Below are 18,296 nucleotides of genomic sequence, written 5' to 3' on the forward strand. Positions count from 1 at the left end.
CTGGCTCGCCCAGGAATCGCGAGGCTACCGCCACGGCCTCGACGGTGGGAAGACGATCGGGCGGAGTTCGCCCGCCCGAACCGCGTCAGACCGGGGCGATCTCCACACCCAGGGCCGCGAGGCGGGCTGCGCCGCCGTCTTCGGCCGTGAGGACCCAGAGTCCGTCCTCGAGGATCGCGACGGTGTGCTCCCAGTGGGCGGCCCTCGACCCGTCGCTCGAGACCACGGTCCAGTCGTCCTCGCAGACGTGGGTCAGCTGGTCGCCACGGGTGACCATGGGTTCGACCGCGAGGCACATCCCGGGGCGGATCTTCGCGCCGCGCTCTCGGGTGCGGTAGTTCAGCACGTCCGGGGGCTGGTGCATCGCGGTACCGATACCGTGCCCGACGTAGTCCTCGACGATCCCGTAGCGGGCACCGTCACGCTCGGCGGCATCGGTGATCGAGTCGTCGACAGCGTTCGCGACAGCGCTCAGACGCTCCCCCGACGCGAGAGCTGCCACGCCGGCCCACATCGCGTCGTCCGTGGCACGGATGAGCGCCAGGTCGCGCGGGTCTGCAGCGACCTCTCCCCCGACGACGAAGGACACCGCGGCGTCGGCGTGCCAGCCGTCGACGATCGCTCCGCAGTCGACCGAGACCAGGTCCCCGTGGACCAGGACCCGGCCGCCGGGGATGCCGTGGATGACGGCGTCGTTGACCGAGACGCAGACCGTCGCCGGGAAGCCCTCGTACCCGAGGAAGGACGCCGTGGCGCCGGCATCGGCGATCACGGCCGCGGCCACGGCGTCGAGATCTGCTGTGGTCAGGCCCGCAGCCGCAGCGTCTTCGACAGCCCTCAGGGCCGCGGCGACCACGAGCCCGGCCCTGCGCATGCACGACACCTGCTCAGGTGTCTTGTACTCGATCTTCTCGCGGCCGAACATCGTGGTCTTCTGTCTCTCAGGAGTGCAGCTGGTCGAGCGCACCGAGCAGGCGGGTGGTGACCTCGTCGACGGAACCGATGCCGTCGACCTGGGCCAGGGCGCCACGCTCGGCGTACAGCCGTGCGATCGGCGCCGTCTGCTCGGCGTAGACCGACAGACGGTGCCGGATGACGGGTTCGGTGTCGTCCGCACGACCCTCGATCTCCGCACGGCCCAGGAGCCGCTCGACGACGATCTCAGGGTCGGCGGTGATCTCGACGGCCCCGTCGAGCGTCAGCCCGAGGTCTGTGAGGATCGTGTCGAGCTCGGCCACCTGGGCCACGTTGCGCGGGTAGCCGTCGAGGATGAACCCCTGCTCCCCCGCAGCGACCTTGGAGGCGAGCTTGTCGCGCACCATGGCGTTGGTGACCTCGTCGGGGACGAGCTCGCCCTTCGCGGTGTACTGCTGGGCGAGCAGACCGAGCTCGGTCTCGCCCTTGATGTTCGAGCGGAAGATGTCGCCTGTCGAGATCGCCTCGATCTGGAGCGACTCGGCCAGGCGCGCGGCCTGGGTGCCCTTTCCCGCTCCGGGAGGGCCGAGGAGGACGATGCGTGCGCTCAACGGAGGAACCCTTCGTAGTGACGCTGCTGCAGCTGGGAGTCGATCTGCTTCACGGTCTCGAGACCGACACCGACGATGATGAGGATCGACGTACCACCGAACGGGATGTTGGTGCTGACGTCGAGCAGCAGGAACGTGATGGTCGGGATCAGCGCGATCAGAGCGAGGTAGATCGCTCCGGCCGAGGTGATCCTCGTGATGACGTAGTCGAGGTACTCGGCGGTCGGACGGCCGGCACGGATGCCGGGCACGAACCCGCCGTACTTCTTCATGTTGTCGGCGACCTCGTCCGGGTTGAACGTGATGGCCGTGTAGAAGAAGCAGAAGAAGAGGATGAGGAGCACGTAGAGCACGATGTGCAGAGGTGCCTCGGGCAGCGCGATGTTGCGCTGGACCCACTGCACCCAGCCGGCCTCGGGCGCCGCGAACTGGGCGATGAGTGCCGGGACCGCGAGCAGCGAGGACGCGAAGATCACGGGGATCACGCCGGCCATGTTGATCTTGATCGGGATGTACGTGGTCGAGCCGCCGTACATCTTGCGACCGACCATGCGCTTGGCGTACTGGACCGGGATGCGTCGCTGGGACTGCTCGACGAAGACGACCAGCGCGACGACCACGAGGGTCACCAGGATGACGATGATGAACTTCTGCACGCCACCGGCACCGCCGGCGATCGAGAAGAGCGCGGGCGGGAAGCTCGCGGCGATCGACGTGAAGATCAGCAGCGACATACCGTTGCCGACGCCACGCTCGCTGATGAGCTCACCGAGCCACATGATCAGGCCTGCGCCACCGGTCATCGTGATGACGATGAGCAGCGAGGTCATGAAGCTGTCGTTCGGGATGACGTCGCAGCCCGGCAGCAGCTGACCGTTGCGTGCCATGGTCACGTAGGTCGTGGCCTGCAGGACGGCGAGGCCGATGGTGAGGTAGCGGGTGTACTGCGTGAGCTTCGCTGTACCCGACTGGCCCTCCTTGTGGAGCGCCTCGAAGTGAGGGATCACGACGCGGAGCAGCTGGACGATGATGCTCGCGGTGATGTACGGCATGATGCCGAGCGCGAAGATCGACAGCTGCAGCAGCGCGCCGCCGCTGAAGAGGTTCACCAGACCGAGGAGCTCTCCGCTGCCACCGTCGGCGAGGCAGGCCTGCACGTTCCCGTAGTCGATGCCCGGGGACGGCACGAAGGAGCCGACACGGAACAGCGCCATGATCGAGATCGTGAACAGCAGCTTGCGCCGCAGGTCGGGCGTGCGGAACGCCCTTGCGAATGCGCTGAGCACCAAGTCCTCCTGGTCCGCCGAGGCGGGAAGTCGTCACCGTCTGTGCGGCGTGTGGAGTCGGCACCGAGTGCTCGGCGCCTGTCGATCGCGTGCCGCTGACTCCAGCGGCGCGGGTGTGACTGGACGAGTCTAGTGGATGGCCTGGTCGGACCCGGACATCTGGACCCGCAGACGACAGCAGGGCCGGGAGCGCGTGTGCGCTGCCGGCCCTGCTGTGTGTGTCATGCCTGTGAGACGGAACCGCCAGCTGCAAGGATCTTGTCCTTGGCGGAGCCCGAGAGACGGTCGACCGTCACGTCGAGCTTCACGGTCAGCTCGCCCGTGCCGAGGACCTTGACGAGCTCGCCCTTGCGGACGGCGCCCTTCGCGACAAGGTCGTCCACCGTGACAGATCCACCCTCAGGGTAGAGCGCCGACAGCTTCTCCAGGTTCACGACCTGGTACTCGGTGCGGAACGGGTTCTTGAAGCCACGGAGCTTCGGAAGCCGCATGTGCAGCGGCATCTGTCCACCCTCGAAGCGCTCAGGAACCTGGTAGCGGGCCTTCTGGCCCTTGGTCCCGCGTCCAGCGGTCTTACCCTTGGACGCCTCACCACGACCCACGCGGGTCTTGGCGGTCTTGGCACCCGGAGCAGGACGCAGGTGGTGGACCTTGAGGGTCCCACCTGCACCGGCTGCGGCCACCGGCTCGACAGCCTCAGCCTTGGCGGCCTTGGTCGTCTTCGCCTTCGGGGCTGCCTTGGCGGGCGCCTCGGCTGCAGACTTCGCAGCAGGAGCCTTCTTGGCAGCCGTCTTCTTCACGGGTGCGTCGGTCTCGACGGCCGCGTCCTTCTTGTCTGACTTCTCAGCCATGATCACTCGACCTCCTCGACGGTGACGAGGTGCGCCACCGTGACGACCATCCCGCGGATCTCCGGGCGGTCTTCCTTCACGGCGGTGTCACCGATCCGCTTGAGGCCCAGAGTGCGCAGGGTGTCGCGCTGATTCTGCTTGCCGCCGATGGCGGACTTGACCTGGGTCACCTTGAGACGGGCCATCATGCACCTGCCTCTGCTGCCGGAGCCTTGCCCGCTGCCTGCGCACGGAGCATGGCCGCCGGGGCGACGTGCTCGAGCGGAAGGCCACGGCGAGCAGCAACCTGCTCGGGGAGCTCGAGGCCGCGGAGCGCCGCCACCGTCGCGTGGACGATGTTGATGGCGTTCGAGGACCCGAGGGACTTCGAGAGCACGTCGTGGATGCCGGCGCACTCCAGCACGGCGCGGACCGGTCCACCGGCGATCACACCGGTTCCCGGTGCGGCCGGACGGAGGAAGACGACACCAGCGGCTGCCTCGCCCGTGACGGGGTGAGGAACCGTGCCCTGGATACGAGGGACCTTGAAGAAGTTCTTCTTGGCCTCTTCGACACCCTTGGCGATGGCCGCGGGAACTTCCTTGGCCTTGCCGTAGCCGACGCCGACGGTTCCGTCGCCGTCACCCACCACGACGAGAGCGGTGAAGCTGAAGCGACGACCACCCTTGACGACCTTGGCGACACGGTTGATGGTGACGACGCGCTCGACAAAAGCGCTCTTCTCAGCGGCGTCACCGCGACGACCGTCTCCGCCGCGGCCTCCGCCGCGACGGTCGTTCCTACGGTCGCTGTTGTTGTTCTCGGTGGTGGCGCCGCCCGTGGGGGCGCCGGTGGTGCTGCGCTGCCCTGCAGCCATCAGAGAGTCCTTTGCTTCGATGCGGAAGTGGTTCGCGTCATCACAGGGCCAGACCGCCTTCGCGGGCCCCGTCGGCGACAGCTGCCACTCGGCCGTGGTACTTGTTGCCCCCGCGGTCGAAGACGACTGCCTCGACGCCAGCGGCCTTGGCACGCTCGGCGACGAGCTCGCCGATCTTGCGAGCCTTGGCGGTCTTGTCGCCGTCGAAGGCACGAAGGTCGGCCTCGAGGGTCGACGCCGAGGCGACGGTCTTGCCGACTGTGTCGTCCACGACCTGAGCGGTCATGTGACGAGCAGAGCGGGTAACCACGAGACGCGGCTGAGCAGCCGTGCCCGAGATCTTCTTGCGCAGGCGGAAGTGGCGGCGCTGACGCGCGACGGCCTTGCCCTTGCCCATGATCTTGAGAGCCATGGTTACTTACCAGCCTTTCCGGCCTTGCGACGGACGATCTCGCCCGCGTAACGCACACCCTTGCCCTTGTAAGGCTCAGGCTTGCGGATCTTGCGGATGTTCGCGGCGACCTCGCCCACCTGCTGCTTGTCGATGCCGCTGACCGAGAACTTGGTCGGGGCCTCGACGGCGAAGCTGATGCCCTCGGGGGCCGAGATGACCACCGGGTGGCTGAAGCCGAGTGCGAACTCGAGGTCGGAACCCTTTGCCGTCACGCGGTAACCGGTGCCGACGATCTCGAGCTTCTTCTCGTAGCCCTGGGTCACACCGGTGATGATGTTGGCCAGGAGCGTACGGGTGAGCCCGTGCAGGGCGCGTGAGGTGCGCTCGTCGTTGGGACGGGTGACCGCGAGGGCACCGTCCTCAGCGAGCGAGACCTCGATGGGGGCGGGGATGACGTGCTCGAGGGTTCCCTTGGGACCCTTGACCGTCACCAGCGCTCCGCTGATGCTGACGTCCACTCCGGAAGGAACCGGGACGGGGACTTTGCCGATACGGGACATGGCTATCTCCTCTCCGTCTTCCGATTACCAGACGTAGGCGAGGACTTCCCCACCCACGCCCTTCTGTGCGGCCTGCTTGTCGGTCAGGAGGCCTGAGGACGTGGACAGGATCGCCACACCCAGACCGCCGAGGACCTTCGGCAGGTTCGTGGACTTCGCGTACACACGAAGACCAGGCTTCGAGATACGGCGGATGCCGGCGAGCGAACGCTCGCGGCTCGGGCCGAACTTCAGCTGGATGGTGAGGTACTTGCCCACGGGCGCGTCCTCGACGGTCCAGCCGGAGATGTATCCCTCGGCCTGCAAAATCTCAGCAATGTGCGACTTCAGCTTCGAGAACGGCATCTGAACCGTCTCGTGGTAAGCCGAGTTCGCGTTACGCAGACGCGTGAGCATGTCTGCGATCGGGTCGGTCATCGTCATTGGGCTGTAGCCCTTCCTCGCCGGGGTATCCGGTCCGTGCCTCTACGGGCACCGTCCGGACCTACGACGTAGTTGTTACCAGCTGCTCTTGGTGACGCCGGGAAGCTCGCCGCGGTGCGCCATCTCGCGCACACAGATACGGCAGAGTCCGAACTTGCGGTACACAGAGTGCGGGCGACCGCACTTCTGGCACCGGGTGTAGGCACGAACCGCGAACTTGGGCTTTGCGGCTGCCTTGTTGACCAGGGCCTTCTTCGCCATGTCAGAGCTCCTTGAAGGGGAAGCCGAGACGCTTCAGGAGCGAACGGCCCTCAGCGTCGGTGGTCGCGGTCGTCACGATGGTGATGTCCATACCGCGAACGCGGTCGACCTTGTCGGGGTCGATCTCGTGGAACATGGACTGCTCGTTCAGACCGAACGTGTAGTTGCCGTGTCCGTCGAACTGCTTGGGCGAGAGCCCACGGAAGTCACGGATACGCGGGAGCGCGATCGACAGCAGACGGTCGGCGAACTCCCACATGCGGTCGCCGCGCAGCGTCACGTGGGCGCCGATGGGCATCCCCTCGCGAAGCTTGAACTGGGCGATCGACTTGCGGGCCTTCGTGACCTGCGGCTTCTGACCGGTGATGGCTGTGAGGTCGCGGATGGCGCCCTCGATCAGCTTGGCGTCCTTCGCAGCGTCTCCGACACCCATGTTGACGACGATCTTCGTGAGACCGGCGACCTGGTTGACGTTCTCGTGCGAGAACTCCTCGTGGAGCGCCGGGAGGATCTCCGCGGCGTAGCGGGCCTTGAGGCGAGGCTGTGCCTTCGCGTACGTCTCGGTGCTCATCAGATGTCCTTCGCGGTGTCGCCGTGACCGCGGGTCACGCGGACACGGACCGTACGAGTACGACCGTCTCGCTCGACCTGCTCGGTGCGGGCACCGATGCGCTTGCCGCGCTTTGCCTCGGCGTCGTAGAACTGCACGTTGCTGACGTGGATCGGAGCCTCGACAGACTCGATCCCGCCCGTGCGGGTCCCACGCTGGGTCTGGCCGACCTTGACGTGCTTGGTGACGCGCTGGACACCCTCGACGATGACGCGGTCGGAGTCCGTGAGGACCTCGAGGACGCGACCAGTCTTGCCCTTGTCACGACCGGCGATCACGATCACCGTGTCGCCCTTCTTGATCTTCGCCATGTTCAGAGCACCTCCATCGCCAGCGAGATGATCTTCATGAACTTCTTGTCGCGCAGCTCGCGGCCGACAGGGCCGAAGATGCGGGTTCCACGGGGCTCGCCGTCAGCCTTGAGGATGACAGCGGCGTTCTCGTCGAACTTGATGTAGGAACCGTCGGGACGACGGCGCTCCTTGGCGGTCCGGACGATGACGGCCTTGACCACGTCGCCCTTCTTGACGTTCCCGCCGGGGATCGCGTCCTTGACGGTTGCGACGATGGTGTCGCCGATACCGGCGTAGCGACGGCCCGACCCACCGAGAACGCGGATGCAGAGAATCTCCTTGGCACCCGTGTTGTCGGCGACTCGAAGTCGCGACTCCTGCTGAATCATGTGGTGAACTCCTGTCGTCGAGCTGGTTCTCGTCGTAACGAGCCTTGCCGAACGGATAGCTGACAAGCACTGTAGTAGCTCGTCTCACCCCTGTGGGGCGGACCCGTGGTGACCACAGGTCCGCCCCTCAGGCGTCAGATCTCTACTTCCAAGTGCTGGTGTTACTTGGCCTTCTCGAGGATCTCCACCAGTCGCCACCGCTTGGTAGCGGACAGCGGGCGGGTCTCCATGATGAGGACGAGGTCACCCGTACCAGCAGCGTTCTGCTCGTCGTGCGCCTTGACCTTCGAGGTGCGTCGGATCACCTTACCGTAGAGCGGGTGCTTGACCCGGTCTTCGACCTCGATGACGACGGTCTTGTCCATCTTGTCGCTCACCACGTAGCCGCGCCGCGTCTTGCGGTTCGGCCGGCTGGCGGCGACGTCCTGCTCTGCAGCTGCCTCAGCAGTTGTCTTCTCGCTCATGTCAGCCTCACTCACTCACGCTCGGTGCGGTACGGATGCCGAGCTCGCGCTCACGCAGGATCGTGTAGATCCGCGCGATGTCGCGACGAACAGCCTTGAGCCGACCGTGGCTCTCCAGCTGGCCGGTGGCCGACTGGAAGCGGAGGTTGAAGAGCTCCTTCTTGGACTTCTCCAGCTCGGCGACAAGCTTCTCGTCGTCGAAGCCGTCCAGCTCGCTAGGAGCCAGATCCTTGGTTCCGAAAGCCATCAGTTGCCACCACCCTCGCGCACCACGAAACGGCACTTCATCGGGAGCTTGTGGATAGCGCGACGCATAGCCTCCCGGGCCAGCTCTTCCGGGACACCGGCGAGCTCGAAGACGATCCGGCCGGGCTTGACGTTCGCGATCCACCACTCGGGGGAACCCTTACCTGAACCCATTCGGGTCTCCGCAGGCTTCTTGGTCAGCGGACGGTCAGGGTAGATGTTGATCCAGACCTTGCCACCACGCTTGATGTGGCGGGTCATGGCGATACGAGCAGCCTCGATCTGACGGTTCGTGACGTAGGCCGGCTCGAGAGCCTGGATTCCGTACTCGCCGAAGGCGATCGTGGTACCACCGGTCGCGGCGCCGGAGCGCCCCGGGTGGTGCTGCTTGCGGTGCTTCAGCCTGCGCGGGATCAGCATGCTCAGGCCTCCGTTCCGGTCGGAGCGGCCGGGGCAGCCTCTGCCGGAGCAGCAGCAGCCTGGTCGGCCTGGGCGGGCGCCTCGGCAGCGGCCGGACGCTCGTTACGACGGCCGCCACGAGCGGGACGCTCGCCGCGCGGGCCACCACGGGGCGCACGAGGCGCCTGGTTCGCCTGCGAAGCCGCGAACTCCTTCTCCGTCATGTCGCCCTTGTAGATCCACACCTTGACGCCGATACGGCCGAAGGTGGTGCGGGCCTCGAAGAAGCCGTAGTCGATGTTCGCGCGGAGGGTGTGCAGCGGCACACGGCCTTCGCGGTAGAACTCGCTGCGGCTCATCTCTGCGCCACCGAGACGACCTGCGCACTGGACACGGATGCCCTTGGCGCCGGCGCGCTGGGCGGACTGCATGCCCTTGCGCATCGCACGGCGGAACGACACGCGGCTCGCGAGCTGCTCGGCGATCCCCTGGGCCACGAGCTGAGCATCGATCTCAGCGTTCTTGACCTCGAGGATGTTGAGCTGGACCTGCTTGCCCGTGAGCTTCTCGAGCTCGCCGCGGATGCGGTCTGCCTCGGCGCCACGACGACCGATCACGATGCCCGGACGGGCCGTGTGGATGTCGACGCGGACGCGGTCGCGGGTGCGCTCGATCTCAACCTTCGAGATTCCAGCGCGCTCGAGACCGGTGCTCATGAGCTTGCGGATCTGGACGTCCTCACGGACGTAGTCGCGGTAGCGCTGACCGGGCTTGGTGCTGTCGGCGAACCACCGCGAGCGGTGGTCGGTCGTGATGCCGAGACGGTACCCGTGCGGGTGAACCTTCTGTCCCACTATCGGGCCCTTCCCTTCGTGTCTTCGCGCGGGGCGACAACCACGGTGATGTGGCTGGTCCGCTTGAGGATCTGGCTGGCTCGCCCCTGCGCACGGGGGCGGAACCGCTTGAGGGTCGGCCCCTCGTCGACGAACGCAGCCGTGACGACGAGCTGCTGCTCGTCGAAGGCCACGCTCGCGCGGTCTGCCTTGACCCGTGCATTCGCGATCGCGCTCTCCACGACCTTGCGAATCGGCTCGCTGGCGGCCTGCGGTGCAAACTTCAGCACCGCGACGGCCTCAGTGGCCTGCTTGCCACGGATGAGATCCACGACGCGCCGGGCCTTCTGGGGCGTGACGCGGATGAACCGCACCTGCGCCTTGGCTTCCATTGCTGTCCTGCCTTCTTGTCTGGTCATGACCAAGAGGTCCCTGTCGCTGCTGACCCGGGGGTCAGCGGCGACGGCCCTTCTTGTCGTCCTTCACGTGGCCACGGAAGGTGCGCGTCGGAGCGAACTCGCCGAGCTTGTGACCCACCATCGACTCGGTGACGAACACCGGGGTGTGCTTGCGTCCGTCGTGCACGGCAAACGTGTGACCGAGGAAGTCGGGCGTGATGACCGACCGACGGGACCAGGTCTTGATGACGTTCTTGGTCCCCTTCTCGTTCTGGACGTCCACCTTCTTCTGAAGGTGGCCGTCAACGAAGGGGCCCTTCTTGAGGCTACGAGGCATCTGTCAGGCTCCTTATCAACGCTTCTTGTTGCCGGTACGACGGCGACGGACGATGAGCTTGTCGCTCGCCTTGTTGGGACGACGGGTGCGACCCTCTGCCTGGCCCCAGGGGCTGACAGGGTGACGACCACCGGAGGTCTTCCCTTCACCACCACCGTGCGGGTGGTCGATCGGGTTCATGGCGACACCACGGACTGTCGGGCGCTTGCCCTTCCAGCGCATGCGGCCGGCCTTGCCCCAGTTGATGTTCGACTGCTCGGCGTTGCCGACCTCACCGATGGTGGCGCGGCAGCGCAGGTCGACGTTGCGGATCTCGCCGGACGGCATGCGCAGCTGCGCGAAGTTGCCGTCCTTGGCCACGAGCTGCACCGACACACCAGCCGAACGTGCGATCTTCGCGCCGCCGCCGGGCTTGAGCTCGATGGCGTGGATGACCGTACCGGTCGGGATGTTGCGAAGAGGCAGGTTGTTGCCGGGCTTGATGTCAGCACCGGCGCCGTTCTCGATCGCGTCACCCTGACGCAGCTTGTTCGGAGCGATGATGTAGCGCTTCTCGCCGTCCGCGTAGTGCAGCAGCGCGATGCGGGCGGTCCGGTTCGGGTCGTACTCGATGTGAGCGACCTTGGCGGGCACGCCGTCCTTGTCGTGGCGACGGAAGTCGATGACGCGGTACGCACGCTTGTGGCCACCACCCTTGTGACGGGTGGTGATACGGCCGGAGCTGTTACGGCCACCGGTCTTGTGGAGCGGGCGGATCAGCGACTTCTCCGGCTCCGAGCGCGTGATCTCGACGAAGTCGGCGACGCTGGCGCCGCGGCGTCCGGGCGTCGTCGGCTTGTACTTACGGATTCCCATGGGGATCTGTCCTCAATCTGCTCTCGGCCGGCTCAGCCGACCGGGCCACCGAACATGTCAATCGAACCCTCACGGAGGGAGACGATTGCACGCTTGGTGTCCTTGCGCTTGCCGATACCGAAACGGGTCCGCCGGGTCTTGCCCTTGCGGTTGATCGTGTTGACGGAGGCGACCTTGACATCGAAGATCTTCTCGATGGCGATCTTGATCTCCGTCTTGTTCGACCGCGGGTCGACGAGGAAGGTGTACTTCCCCTCGTCGAGCAGGCCGTAGCTCTTCTCCGAGAGGACCGGCGCGATCAGGATGTCGCGGGGGTCCTTCTGGACGGTGGTGCTCACTTGGCGTCCTCCTTCGCGAGCTGTGCCGACTCGGACTCGGTCGCGACGGCCTTGACCGAAGAACCTGTCGTGGGCCCGGCGAGGAACGCGTCGAGCGCGCCCTGCGTGAAGACCACGTCGTCAGAGACGAGCACGTCGTAGGTGTTGAGCTGGTCAGCGACCAGGAGGTGCACCTGCTCAGCGTTGCGGAGCGACTTCACCGTGAGCTCGTCACCGCGCTCGAGCACAACGAGGACGTTGCGGCGAGGAGCGAGGTTGGAGAGCGAGGTGAGAGCCTGCTTGGTCGACGGCACGCCGTCGACACCGAAACCGGTGACGACGTGGATGCGGCCTGCGCGAGCCCGGTCGGACAGGGCGCCGCGGAGAGCAGCAGCCTTCATCTTCTTGGGGGTGCGCTGCGAGTAGTCGCGCGGCGTGGGGCCGTGGACGACTCCACCACCGGCGAACTGAGGAGCACGGGTCGAGCCCTGACGGGCGCGGCCGGTCCCCTTCTGCTTGTACGGCTTGCGTCCACCACCGCGGACCTCGCCGCGGCTCTTGGTGTCGTGCGTACCCTGACGGGCTGCAGCGAGCTGCGCGACGACGACCTGGTGGATCAGCGGGATGTTCGTCTGGACGTCGAACACCTCGGCGGGGAGGTCGGTCGTGCCGGCCTTCTTGCCTGTGGCGTCGATGACGTCGACGGTGAGCGTTTCAGACATGTCTTCACGCACCCTTCGCGGCACTACGCACGAGGACGACGCCGCCCTTAGGTCCGGGAACTGCACCCTTGACGAGGAGCAGGCCCTTCTCGGCGTCGACCGCGTGAACGGTCAGGTTCTGCGTGGTCTGACGGTCAACACCCATCCGACCAGCCATGCGCACACCCTTGAACACGCGCGACGGGGTCGAGGCCCCACCGATCGAGCCGGGCTTGCGGTGGTTCTTGTGGGCACCGTGGGACGCGCCGACTCCGTGGAATCCGTGGCGCTTCATGACTCCTGCGAAGCCCTTACCCTTGGTGGTCCCGATGACGTCCACGACACTGCCGGAGGCGAAGGCCTCGGCGGTGAGCTCCTGGCCGAGCGTGAACTCGCCGGCGTCGGACGTACGGATCTCGGTCACGTGACGGCGCGGGGTGACCCCGGCCTTCTCGAAGTGACCCTTCAGCGGCTGCGAGACCTTGCGCGGGTCGATCTGGCCGTAGGCGAGCTGGACGGCTGCGTAGCCGTCGACCTCAGCTGTACGGACCTGGGTCACCACGTTGGTGCCGACCTGGACCACGGTCACGGGAACGAGGCGTCCTGCCTCGTCCCAGACCTGGGTCATCCCGAGCTTGGTTCCGAGCACGGCCGTGACGGGCCGTTCGTTCTGCTGGGTAGCCATAGTGATGTCCTCCCCCAGCCTCAGAGCTTGATCTCGATGTTCACGTCCGCGGGCAGGTCGAGACGCATGAGCGAGTCGACCGCCTTCGGCGTGGGATCGATGATGTCGATGAGCCGCTTGTGCGTGCGCATCTCAAAGTGCTCGCGGCTGTCCTTGTACTTGTGAGGCGAACGGATAACGCAGAACACGTTCTTCTCCGTCGGCAACGGCACCGGGCCCACGACCGTCGCACCAGCGCGTGTCACCGTGTCGACGATCTTGCGCGCCGAGCTGTCGATGACCTCGTGGTCGTAGGACTTGAGCCGGATGCGGATCTTCTGTCCCGCCATGGCGTCGTCTGACTCTTTCTCTCGAACTGTCCGACCCCCGCGCTCGGGCGTGTCGCTCTGGGCGACAACCTCTTGCGCTGCACCACTGCGTGGTACGGGGCCGTTGGAAATGTGAACCGCTGGTGCTCGTGAGCACTGAGTGCCCGACGATGCCCAGCTGATCACAACGTCTTCTCACCTGTGTGGAACCGGGGTCCCGTGGCGCCTCGATCTGTCGAAGAACAGAGAGCTCAACACACGGCAACGGCCCTCCTCTGGGAGGACCCGCGGTTCAACACACTGTTCGACTTGAGAATGAGCGCGCCCGTAACAGGCAACTTGACTAGTCTGCCACGGCGAGGTGGAAAAGCCAACCCGCGCCGGGTTGTGACCTGCACCGCCCCTCTGCCGGCAGGCTCAGGAGGTACCACCAGGCACCTCCCCCGCCCCCAGACGCACGAAGACCCGGCAGCCACGAGGGCTGCCGGGTCTCCGGACGAGCTAGCTGGTCAGCTAGGCACTAGATCACTTGAGGATCTTGGTGACCTGGCCCGATCCAACGGTGCGGCCACCCTCACGGATAGCGAAGCCGAGGCCCTCTTCCATGGCGATCGGCTGGATGAGCTCGACCGTCATCTCGGTGTTGTCGCCAGGCATGACCATCTCGGTGCCCTCGGGCAGCGTGATGACGCCGGTGACGTCCGTGGTGCGGAAGTAGAACTGCGGACGGTAGTTCGAGTAGAACGGGTTGTGACGCCCGCCCTCGTCCTTGGCAAGGATGTAGACGCGAGCCTCGAACTCGGTGTGCGGCGTGATGGAGCCGGGCTTGACCACGACCTGGCCACGCTCGACGTCCTCGCGCTTGATGCCGCGGAGGAGGAGACCGGTGTTGTCGCCAGCCTGTGCCTCGTCCATGGACTTGTGGAACGTCTCGATGCCGGTGACGGTCGTCTTCTGCGCGGGGCGGATTCCGACGATCTCGACCTCAGAGTTGAGCGCGAGCGCTCCACGGTCGACCTTGCCGGTGACGACGGTTCCACGACCGGTGATCGTGAAGACGTCCTCGATCGGCATGAGGAAAGGCTTGTCGAGGTCGCGGACGGGGTCCGGGACGTTCTCGTCGACAGCTTCCATCAGGTCCTCGACGGACTTGACCCACTCAGCGTCGCCCTCGAGAGCCTTGAGGCCCGAGACGCGCATGACCGGGGCGTTGTCGCCGTCGAAGCCCTGAGCGGAGAGGAGCTCACGCACCTCCATCTCGACGAGCTCGAGGATCTCTTCGTCCTCGACCATGTCGGCCTTGTTCAGCGCGACCAGCAGGTAGGGGACACCAACCTGGCGGGCGAGCAGAACGTGCTCACGGGTCTGAGCCATCGGGCCGTCGGTCGCCGCGACCACGAGGATCGCGCCGTCCATCTGAGCGGCACCGGTGATCATGTTCTTGATGTAGTCAGCGTGACCGGGAGCGTCGACGTGCGCGTAGTGGCGCTTGCCCGTCTCGTACTCGATGTGCGCGATGTTGATCGTGATACCGCGCTGCTTCTCTTCCGGTGCCTTGTCGATCTCGTCGAACTTGAACTCAGGGTTCACGTCCGGGAACTTGTCGTGCAGCACCTTGGAGATCGCCGCCGTCAGCGTCGTCTTGCCGTGGTCAACGTGACCGATGGTTCCGATGTTGACGTGCGGTTTGGTCCGCTCGAACTTGGCCTTCGCCACTGGGGTCCTCCTGGGACTTGGGTAGTCGTGCCGAACGATGCAGATACTAGCTCGTTTCAGCGGTGTATCTGCGGGGCGTGCGGGTCGCTACAGGTTGATGGTGGTGATACTACGGTTCGACCTGTGGGGACTCACTCGCCCCGGGTCTTCTTGATGATCTCTTCGGCAACGTTCCGAGGAACCTCGGAGTAGCTGTCGAACTGCATCGAGTACACGGCACGACCCTGGGTCTTCGACCGAAGGTCACCGATGTACCCGAACATCTCTGACAACGGCACCTGGGCCCGGATGACCTTGACGCCTGTCGCGTCCTCCATCGACTGGATCATCCCGCGACGCGAGTTGATGTCGCCGATGACGTCACCCATGTACTCCTCAGGAGTACGGACCTCAACTGCCATGACCGGCTCAAGGATAACCGGGTCAGCCCGCTTGACGCCCTCCTTGAGGACCATCGAGCCGGCAATCTTGAACGCCATCTCCGAGGAGTCGACGTCGTGGTACGCGCCGTCGATGACGGTGGCCTTGACACCCACGAGCGGGAAGCCTGCGAGGACACCCTGGCTCATCGCCGCCTGGATACCGGCGTCGATGCTGGGGATGTACTCGCGAGGGATACGACCACCCGTGACAGCGTTGACGAACTGGTACAGCTCGCCCTCGGCGGTCTCGAGGGGCTCGAAGGTGACCTGCACCTTGGCGAACTGACCCGATCCACCGGTCTGCTTCTTGTGCGTGTAGTCGATCTTCTCCGCCGTGCGGCGGATCGTCTCGCGGTAGGCCACCTGCGGCTTGCCGACGTTGGCCTCGACGTTGAACTCGCGACGCATGCGGTCGACGAGGATGTCGAGGTGGAGCTCGCCCATGCCGCCGATGACGGTCTGGCCGGTCTCGTCGTCCAGCTTGACGCGGAACGTCGGGTCCTCTTCGGCGAGCTTCTGGATGGCGACCGAGAGCTTCTCCTGGTCGGCCTTCGTCTTCGGCTCGATGGCCACGTCGATGACGGGCTCGGGGAAGGTCATGGACTCGAGCACGACAGGGCTCGACACGTCGGTGAGCGTGTCACCCGTCGTGGTGTCCTTGAGGCCGATGACCGCGTAGATGTGACCCGCGCTCGCCGAGGCGACAGGGTTCTCCTTGTTGGAGTACATCTGGAAGATCTTGCCCAGGCGCTCCTTCTTCCCCTTGGAGGAGTTGAGGAGCTGTGCGCCGGGCTCGACCTTGCCGGAGTACACGCGGATGTACGTCAGCTTGCCGAAGAACGGGTGAGCCGCGACCTTGAAGGCGAGAGCCGCGAAGGGCTCCGTGGCGTCCGGGTGGCGCTCGATGACCTTCTCGAAGTCACGCACGTCGTGGGCGTCGATGGCCGGCACGTCGAGGGGCGACGGGAGGTAGTCGATGACGGCGTCGAGCATGGGCTGGACGCCCTTGTTCTTGAACGCCGAGCCGCAGAGGACCGGGAAGGCCTCGCCGGCGACGGTGAGCGCGCGGATCGCGGTCTTGATCTCGGGGATCGTGACCTCTTCGCCGCCGAGGTACTTCTCGAGGAGCTCTTCGCTCGACTCGGCGACGTCCTCGATGAGCTGGGCACGGTACTGCTGCGCCTTCTCGACGAGGTCGGCCGGGATCTCCTCGGTCGTGTACGCCTCGCCCATCTTCGTCTCACCGCGCCACATGAGGGCCTTCATCTCGAGCAGGTCCACCACGCCGGTGAACTCGCTCTCGGACCCGATGGGCAGCTGGATGACCAGCGGCTTCGCCTTGAGGCGGTTGATGATGGTGTCGACGGTGAAGTAGAAGTCCGCGCCGAGCTTGTCCATCTTGTTGACGAAGCAGATGCGGGGGACGTTGTACTTGTCGGCCTGGCGCCAGACGGTCTCGGACTGGGGCTCGACGCCCTCCTTGCCGTCGAAGACGGCGACAGCGCCGTCGAGGACGCGGAGCGAGCGCTCGACCTCGACCGTGAAGTCGACGTGTCCGGGCGTGTCGATGATGTTGATCTGGTTCTTGTTCCAGAAGCAGGTCACGGCCGCGGACGTGATGGTGATGCCGCGCTCCTTCTCCTGCTCCATCCAGTCAGTCGTCGATGCGCCGTCGTGGGTCTCACCGATCTTGTAGTTGACCCCGGTGTAGAACAGGATCCGCTCGGTGGTCGTCGTCTTGCCAGCATCGATGTGGGCCATGATGCCGATGTTGCGGACCTTGTTCAGGTCGGTGAGCACGTCCTGTGCCACGGTTTACCTCTTACTGATGGGGGACGGAGCGAGACAAGAGACTGCCGGCCCCGCGAGGGAGGGCAGCGGATGGCCCGGTGCCCCGAGGAAGTACCTCGGGGCACCGGTGCGCCATTACCAGCGGTAGTGCGCGAAGGCCTTGTTGGACTCGGCCATCTTGTGGATGTCCTCACGGCGCTTGACAGCGGCACCGAGGCCGTTGCTCGCGTCGAGGATCTCGTTCATGAGGCGCTCGGTCATCGTCTTCTCGCGACGGGCGCGGGAGTAGTCGGTGAGCCAGCGCAGGGCGAGCGTCGTGGCACGCGCGGGGCGGACCTCGACGGGGACCTGGTAGGTCGCTCCACCGACACGGCGCGAGCGCACCTCGAGGGCGGGGCGGACGTTCTCGAGCGCACGCTTGAGCACGACGACGGGGTCACCCGCGGTCTTCTCGCGCACACCTTCGAGGGCACCGTAGACGATCGCCTCAGCGGTCGACTTCTTGCCGTCGAGGAGAACCTTGTTGATCAGCTGCGTGACGACCGGCGATCCGTAGACCGGGTCGATGACGAGTGGCCGCTTCGGGGCCGGACCCTTACGAGGCATCTCAGCTCTTCTCCTTCTTCGCGCCATAACGGCTGCGAGCCTGCTTGCGGTTCTTGACACCCTGGGTGTCGAGTGCGCCGCGGATGACCTTGTAGCGAACACCGGGGAGGTCCTTCACACGACCGCCGCGGACGAGCACGATCGAGTGCTCCTGGAGGTTGTGGCCGACACCGGGGATGTAGGCGGTGACCTCGACGCCGGAGGAGAGCTTCACGCGGGCAACCTTGCGGAGCGCGGAGTTCGGCTTCTTCGGGGTCGTGGTGTAGACGCGGGTGCACACACCGCGTCGCTGGGGCGAGCCCTTGAGGGCGGGGGTCTTGGACTTCGAGACCTTAGATGTCCGCCCCTTGCGGACGAGCTGCTGAATCGTGGGCACTGCGTCTCCGTGTCTACTCGAGCCCACCGAGATGATCTCGGTGCTGGCTGTGGCATGCGTTGCTGGTCTGTGTCCGCGCTGGGTGCACGAGGGCACCGCAGCTTCAGCTGCACTACGCCACGTACCACCGGCTCGATGGTCCAGAGCGACGCCAGGCGTCGATCCGGAAAAGCCCGCCGCGTCGTCTGGCCGTCGTGGTCCGGTCGTGTCGACCGGCGACCCCTGGCCTCCACCCGTCGAGCCAGAGCAGCGAGCTGCTCGGCGATCAGCGGAGGACGTCTGGGACGCACGATGGCCCGAGAGCACGGGCACGGTGCTCAACAATACCCGGCGGATCCTCGGAGGTCAACGTCGCTGGCCAGGGTCCCACGAGCCGCCGTGGAGCGACTCGCG

General features: G+C 65.8%; 28 protein-coding genes. All 28 read right to left on the reverse strand.

The window, feature by feature from the left end:
- Nucleotides 1-85 precede the first annotated feature (85 nt).
- Complete coding sequence (map, locus tag HZZ10_RS01250; RefSeq protein ID WP_179912125.1) at nt 86-925, reverse strand: type I methionyl aminopeptidase; 840 nt, start codon at nt 923-925, stop codon at nt 86-88.
- Between the two features lie 16 nt (nt 926-941).
- Nucleotides 942-1,526 carry an adenylate kinase gene (locus HZZ10_RS01255; protein ID WP_056128712.1) on the reverse strand — a complete coding sequence of 195 codons (585 nt, stop codon included), beginning with the start codon at nt 1,524-1,526 and terminating at the stop codon, nt 942-944.
- On the reverse strand, nt 1,523-2,812 hold the full coding sequence (secY, locus tag HZZ10_RS01260; RefSeq protein ID WP_056128707.1) for a preprotein translocase subunit SecY: 1,290 nt from the start codon (nt 2,810-2,812) through the stop codon (nt 1,523-1,525). The genes HZZ10_RS01255 and secY overlap by 4 nt, the downstream gene beginning before the upstream one ends.
- A 221-nt stretch (nt 2,813-3,033) precedes the next feature.
- On the reverse strand, nt 3,034-3,663 hold the full coding sequence (gene rplO / locus HZZ10_RS01265; protein ID WP_179912126.1) for a 50S ribosomal protein L15: 630 nt from the start codon (nt 3,661-3,663) through the stop codon (nt 3,034-3,036).
- A 2-nt stretch (nt 3,664-3,665) separates the two neighbouring features.
- On the reverse strand, nt 3,666-3,848 hold the full coding sequence (gene rpmD / locus HZZ10_RS01270; protein ID WP_012867926.1) for a 50S ribosomal protein L30: 183 nt from the start codon (nt 3,846-3,848) through the stop codon (nt 3,666-3,668).
- Nucleotides 3,848-4,519 (reverse strand): 30S ribosomal protein S5, encoded by a 672-nt coding sequence (rpsE, locus tag HZZ10_RS01275; RefSeq protein WP_056128705.1) that lies wholly within the window; start codon nt 4,517-4,519, stop codon nt 3,848-3,850. Before rpsE ends, rpmD begins: the two co-directional genes overlap by 1 nt.
- Nucleotides 4,520-4,559: 40 nt before the next feature.
- Nucleotides 4,560-4,931 (reverse strand): 50S ribosomal protein L18, encoded by a 372-nt coding sequence (rplR, locus tag HZZ10_RS01280; RefSeq protein ID WP_056128702.1) that lies wholly within the window; start codon nt 4,929-4,931, stop codon nt 4,560-4,562.
- A 2-nt stretch (nt 4,932-4,933) separates the two neighbouring features.
- The gene (gene rplF, locus HZZ10_RS01285; protein ID WP_056128700.1) at nt 4,934-5,473 is read right to left on the reverse strand and encodes a 50S ribosomal protein L6; all 540 of its coding nucleotides are present in this window, start codon (nt 5,471-5,473) and stop codon (nt 4,934-4,936) included.
- Nucleotides 5,474-5,497: 24 nt separating this feature from the next.
- Nucleotides 5,498-5,896, reverse strand: coding sequence for a 30S ribosomal protein S8 (gene rpsH / locus HZZ10_RS01290; protein WP_012867930.1), 399 nt, complete (start codon nt 5,894-5,896; stop codon nt 5,498-5,500).
- Nucleotides 5,897-5,971: 75 nt separating this feature from the next.
- Entirely contained in the window at nt 5,972-6,157 is a 186-nt protein-coding gene (locus HZZ10_RS01295) for a type Z 30S ribosomal protein S14 (protein ID WP_012867931.1), read from the reverse strand.
- Between the two features lies 1 nt (nt 6,158).
- Entirely contained in the window at nt 6,159-6,728 is a 570-nt protein-coding gene (gene rplE / locus HZZ10_RS01300; RefSeq protein WP_012867932.1) for a 50S ribosomal protein L5, read from the reverse strand.
- Nucleotides 6,728-7,078, reverse strand: a complete 351-nt coding sequence (gene rplX, locus HZZ10_RS01305; RefSeq protein WP_012867933.1) for a 50S ribosomal protein L24 — start codon at nt 7,076-7,078, stop codon at nt 6,728-6,730. The genes rplE and rplX overlap by 1 nt, the downstream gene beginning before the upstream one ends.
- A gap of 2 nt (nt 7,079-7,080) precedes the next feature.
- A complete protein-coding gene (gene rplN, locus HZZ10_RS01310) occupies nt 7,081-7,449 on the reverse strand; it encodes a 50S ribosomal protein L14 (RefSeq protein WP_012867934.1) in 369 nt (122 codons plus the stop codon).
- Nucleotides 7,450-7,610: 161 nt separating this feature from the next.
- Nucleotides 7,611-7,913 carry a 30S ribosomal protein S17 gene (rpsQ, locus tag HZZ10_RS01315; protein WP_056128698.1) on the reverse strand — a complete coding sequence of 101 codons (303 nt, stop codon included), beginning with the start codon at nt 7,911-7,913 and terminating at the stop codon, nt 7,611-7,613.
- Between the two features lie 7 nt (nt 7,914-7,920).
- Entirely contained in the window at nt 7,921-8,160 is a 240-nt protein-coding gene (gene rpmC, locus HZZ10_RS01320; protein WP_056128695.1) for a 50S ribosomal protein L29, read from the reverse strand.
- On the reverse strand, nt 8,160-8,579 hold the full coding sequence (gene rplP / locus HZZ10_RS01325) for a 50S ribosomal protein L16 (RefSeq protein WP_012867937.1): 420 nt from the start codon (nt 8,577-8,579) through the stop codon (nt 8,160-8,162). Before rplP ends, rpmC begins: the two co-directional genes overlap by 1 nt.
- A 2-nt stretch (nt 8,580-8,581) precedes the next feature.
- The gene (gene rpsC, locus HZZ10_RS01330; protein ID WP_012867938.1) at nt 8,582-9,412 is read right to left on the reverse strand and encodes a 30S ribosomal protein S3; all 831 of its coding nucleotides are present in this window, start codon (nt 9,410-9,412) and stop codon (nt 8,582-8,584) included.
- Complete coding sequence (gene rplV / locus HZZ10_RS01335; protein WP_012867939.1) at nt 9,412-9,783, reverse strand: 50S ribosomal protein L22; 372 nt, start codon at nt 9,781-9,783, stop codon at nt 9,412-9,414. The genes rpsC and rplV overlap by 1 nt, the downstream gene beginning before the upstream one ends.
- Before the next feature lie 61 nt (nt 9,784-9,844).
- A complete protein-coding gene (gene rpsS, locus HZZ10_RS01340; RefSeq protein WP_012867940.1) occupies nt 9,845-10,126 on the reverse strand; it encodes a 30S ribosomal protein S19 in 282 nt (93 codons plus the stop codon).
- Between the two features lie 15 nt (nt 10,127-10,141).
- The gene (gene rplB / locus HZZ10_RS01345; RefSeq protein ID WP_056128683.1) at nt 10,142-10,981 is read right to left on the reverse strand and encodes a 50S ribosomal protein L2; all 840 of its coding nucleotides are present in this window, start codon (nt 10,979-10,981) and stop codon (nt 10,142-10,144) included.
- 32 nt (nt 10,982-11,013) lie between these two features.
- Entirely contained in the window at nt 11,014-11,319 is a 306-nt protein-coding gene (rplW, locus tag HZZ10_RS01350; RefSeq protein WP_056128680.1) for a 50S ribosomal protein L23, read from the reverse strand.
- Nucleotides 11,316-12,020 carry a 50S ribosomal protein L4 gene (rplD, locus tag HZZ10_RS01355; RefSeq protein WP_056130617.1) on the reverse strand — a complete coding sequence of 235 codons (705 nt, stop codon included), beginning with the start codon at nt 12,018-12,020 and terminating at the stop codon, nt 11,316-11,318. Before rplD ends, rplW begins: the two co-directional genes overlap by 4 nt.
- Before the next feature lie 4 nt (nt 12,021-12,024).
- Complete coding sequence (rplC, locus tag HZZ10_RS01360; protein WP_056128676.1) at nt 12,025-12,684, reverse strand: 50S ribosomal protein L3; 660 nt, start codon at nt 12,682-12,684, stop codon at nt 12,025-12,027.
- A gap of 20 nt (nt 12,685-12,704) precedes the next feature.
- Nucleotides 12,705-13,013: a 30S ribosomal protein S10 gene (gene rpsJ, locus HZZ10_RS01365; protein ID WP_012867945.1), complete on the reverse strand. Its 309-nt coding sequence runs from the start codon at nt 13,011-13,013 to the stop codon at nt 12,705-12,707.
- 504 nt (nt 13,014-13,517) lie between these two features.
- Nucleotides 13,518-14,708, reverse strand: a complete 1,191-nt coding sequence (tuf, locus tag HZZ10_RS01370; protein ID WP_056128674.1) for an elongation factor Tu — start codon at nt 14,706-14,708, stop codon at nt 13,518-13,520.
- A gap of 131 nt (nt 14,709-14,839) precedes the next feature.
- Nucleotides 14,840-16,942 carry an elongation factor G gene (gene fusA / locus HZZ10_RS01375; protein ID WP_056128660.1) on the reverse strand — a complete coding sequence of 701 codons (2,103 nt, stop codon included), beginning with the start codon at nt 16,940-16,942 and terminating at the stop codon, nt 14,840-14,842.
- Between the two features lie 114 nt (nt 16,943-17,056).
- Nucleotides 17,057-17,527, reverse strand: coding sequence for a 30S ribosomal protein S7 (rpsG, locus tag HZZ10_RS01380; RefSeq protein ID WP_012867950.1), 471 nt, complete (start codon nt 17,525-17,527; stop codon nt 17,057-17,059).
- 1 nt (nt 17,528) lies between these two features.
- Nucleotides 17,529-17,903, reverse strand: a complete 375-nt coding sequence (gene rpsL, locus HZZ10_RS01385; RefSeq protein WP_012867951.1) for a 30S ribosomal protein S12 — start codon at nt 17,901-17,903, stop codon at nt 17,529-17,531.
- Nucleotides 17,904-18,296: the final 393 nt, after the last annotated feature.

It is taken from the genome of Sanguibacter inulinus, assembly GCF_013415325.1.
Taxonomy (GTDB): domain Bacteria; phylum Actinomycetota; class Actinomycetes; order Actinomycetales; family Cellulomonadaceae; genus Sanguibacter; species Sanguibacter inulinus.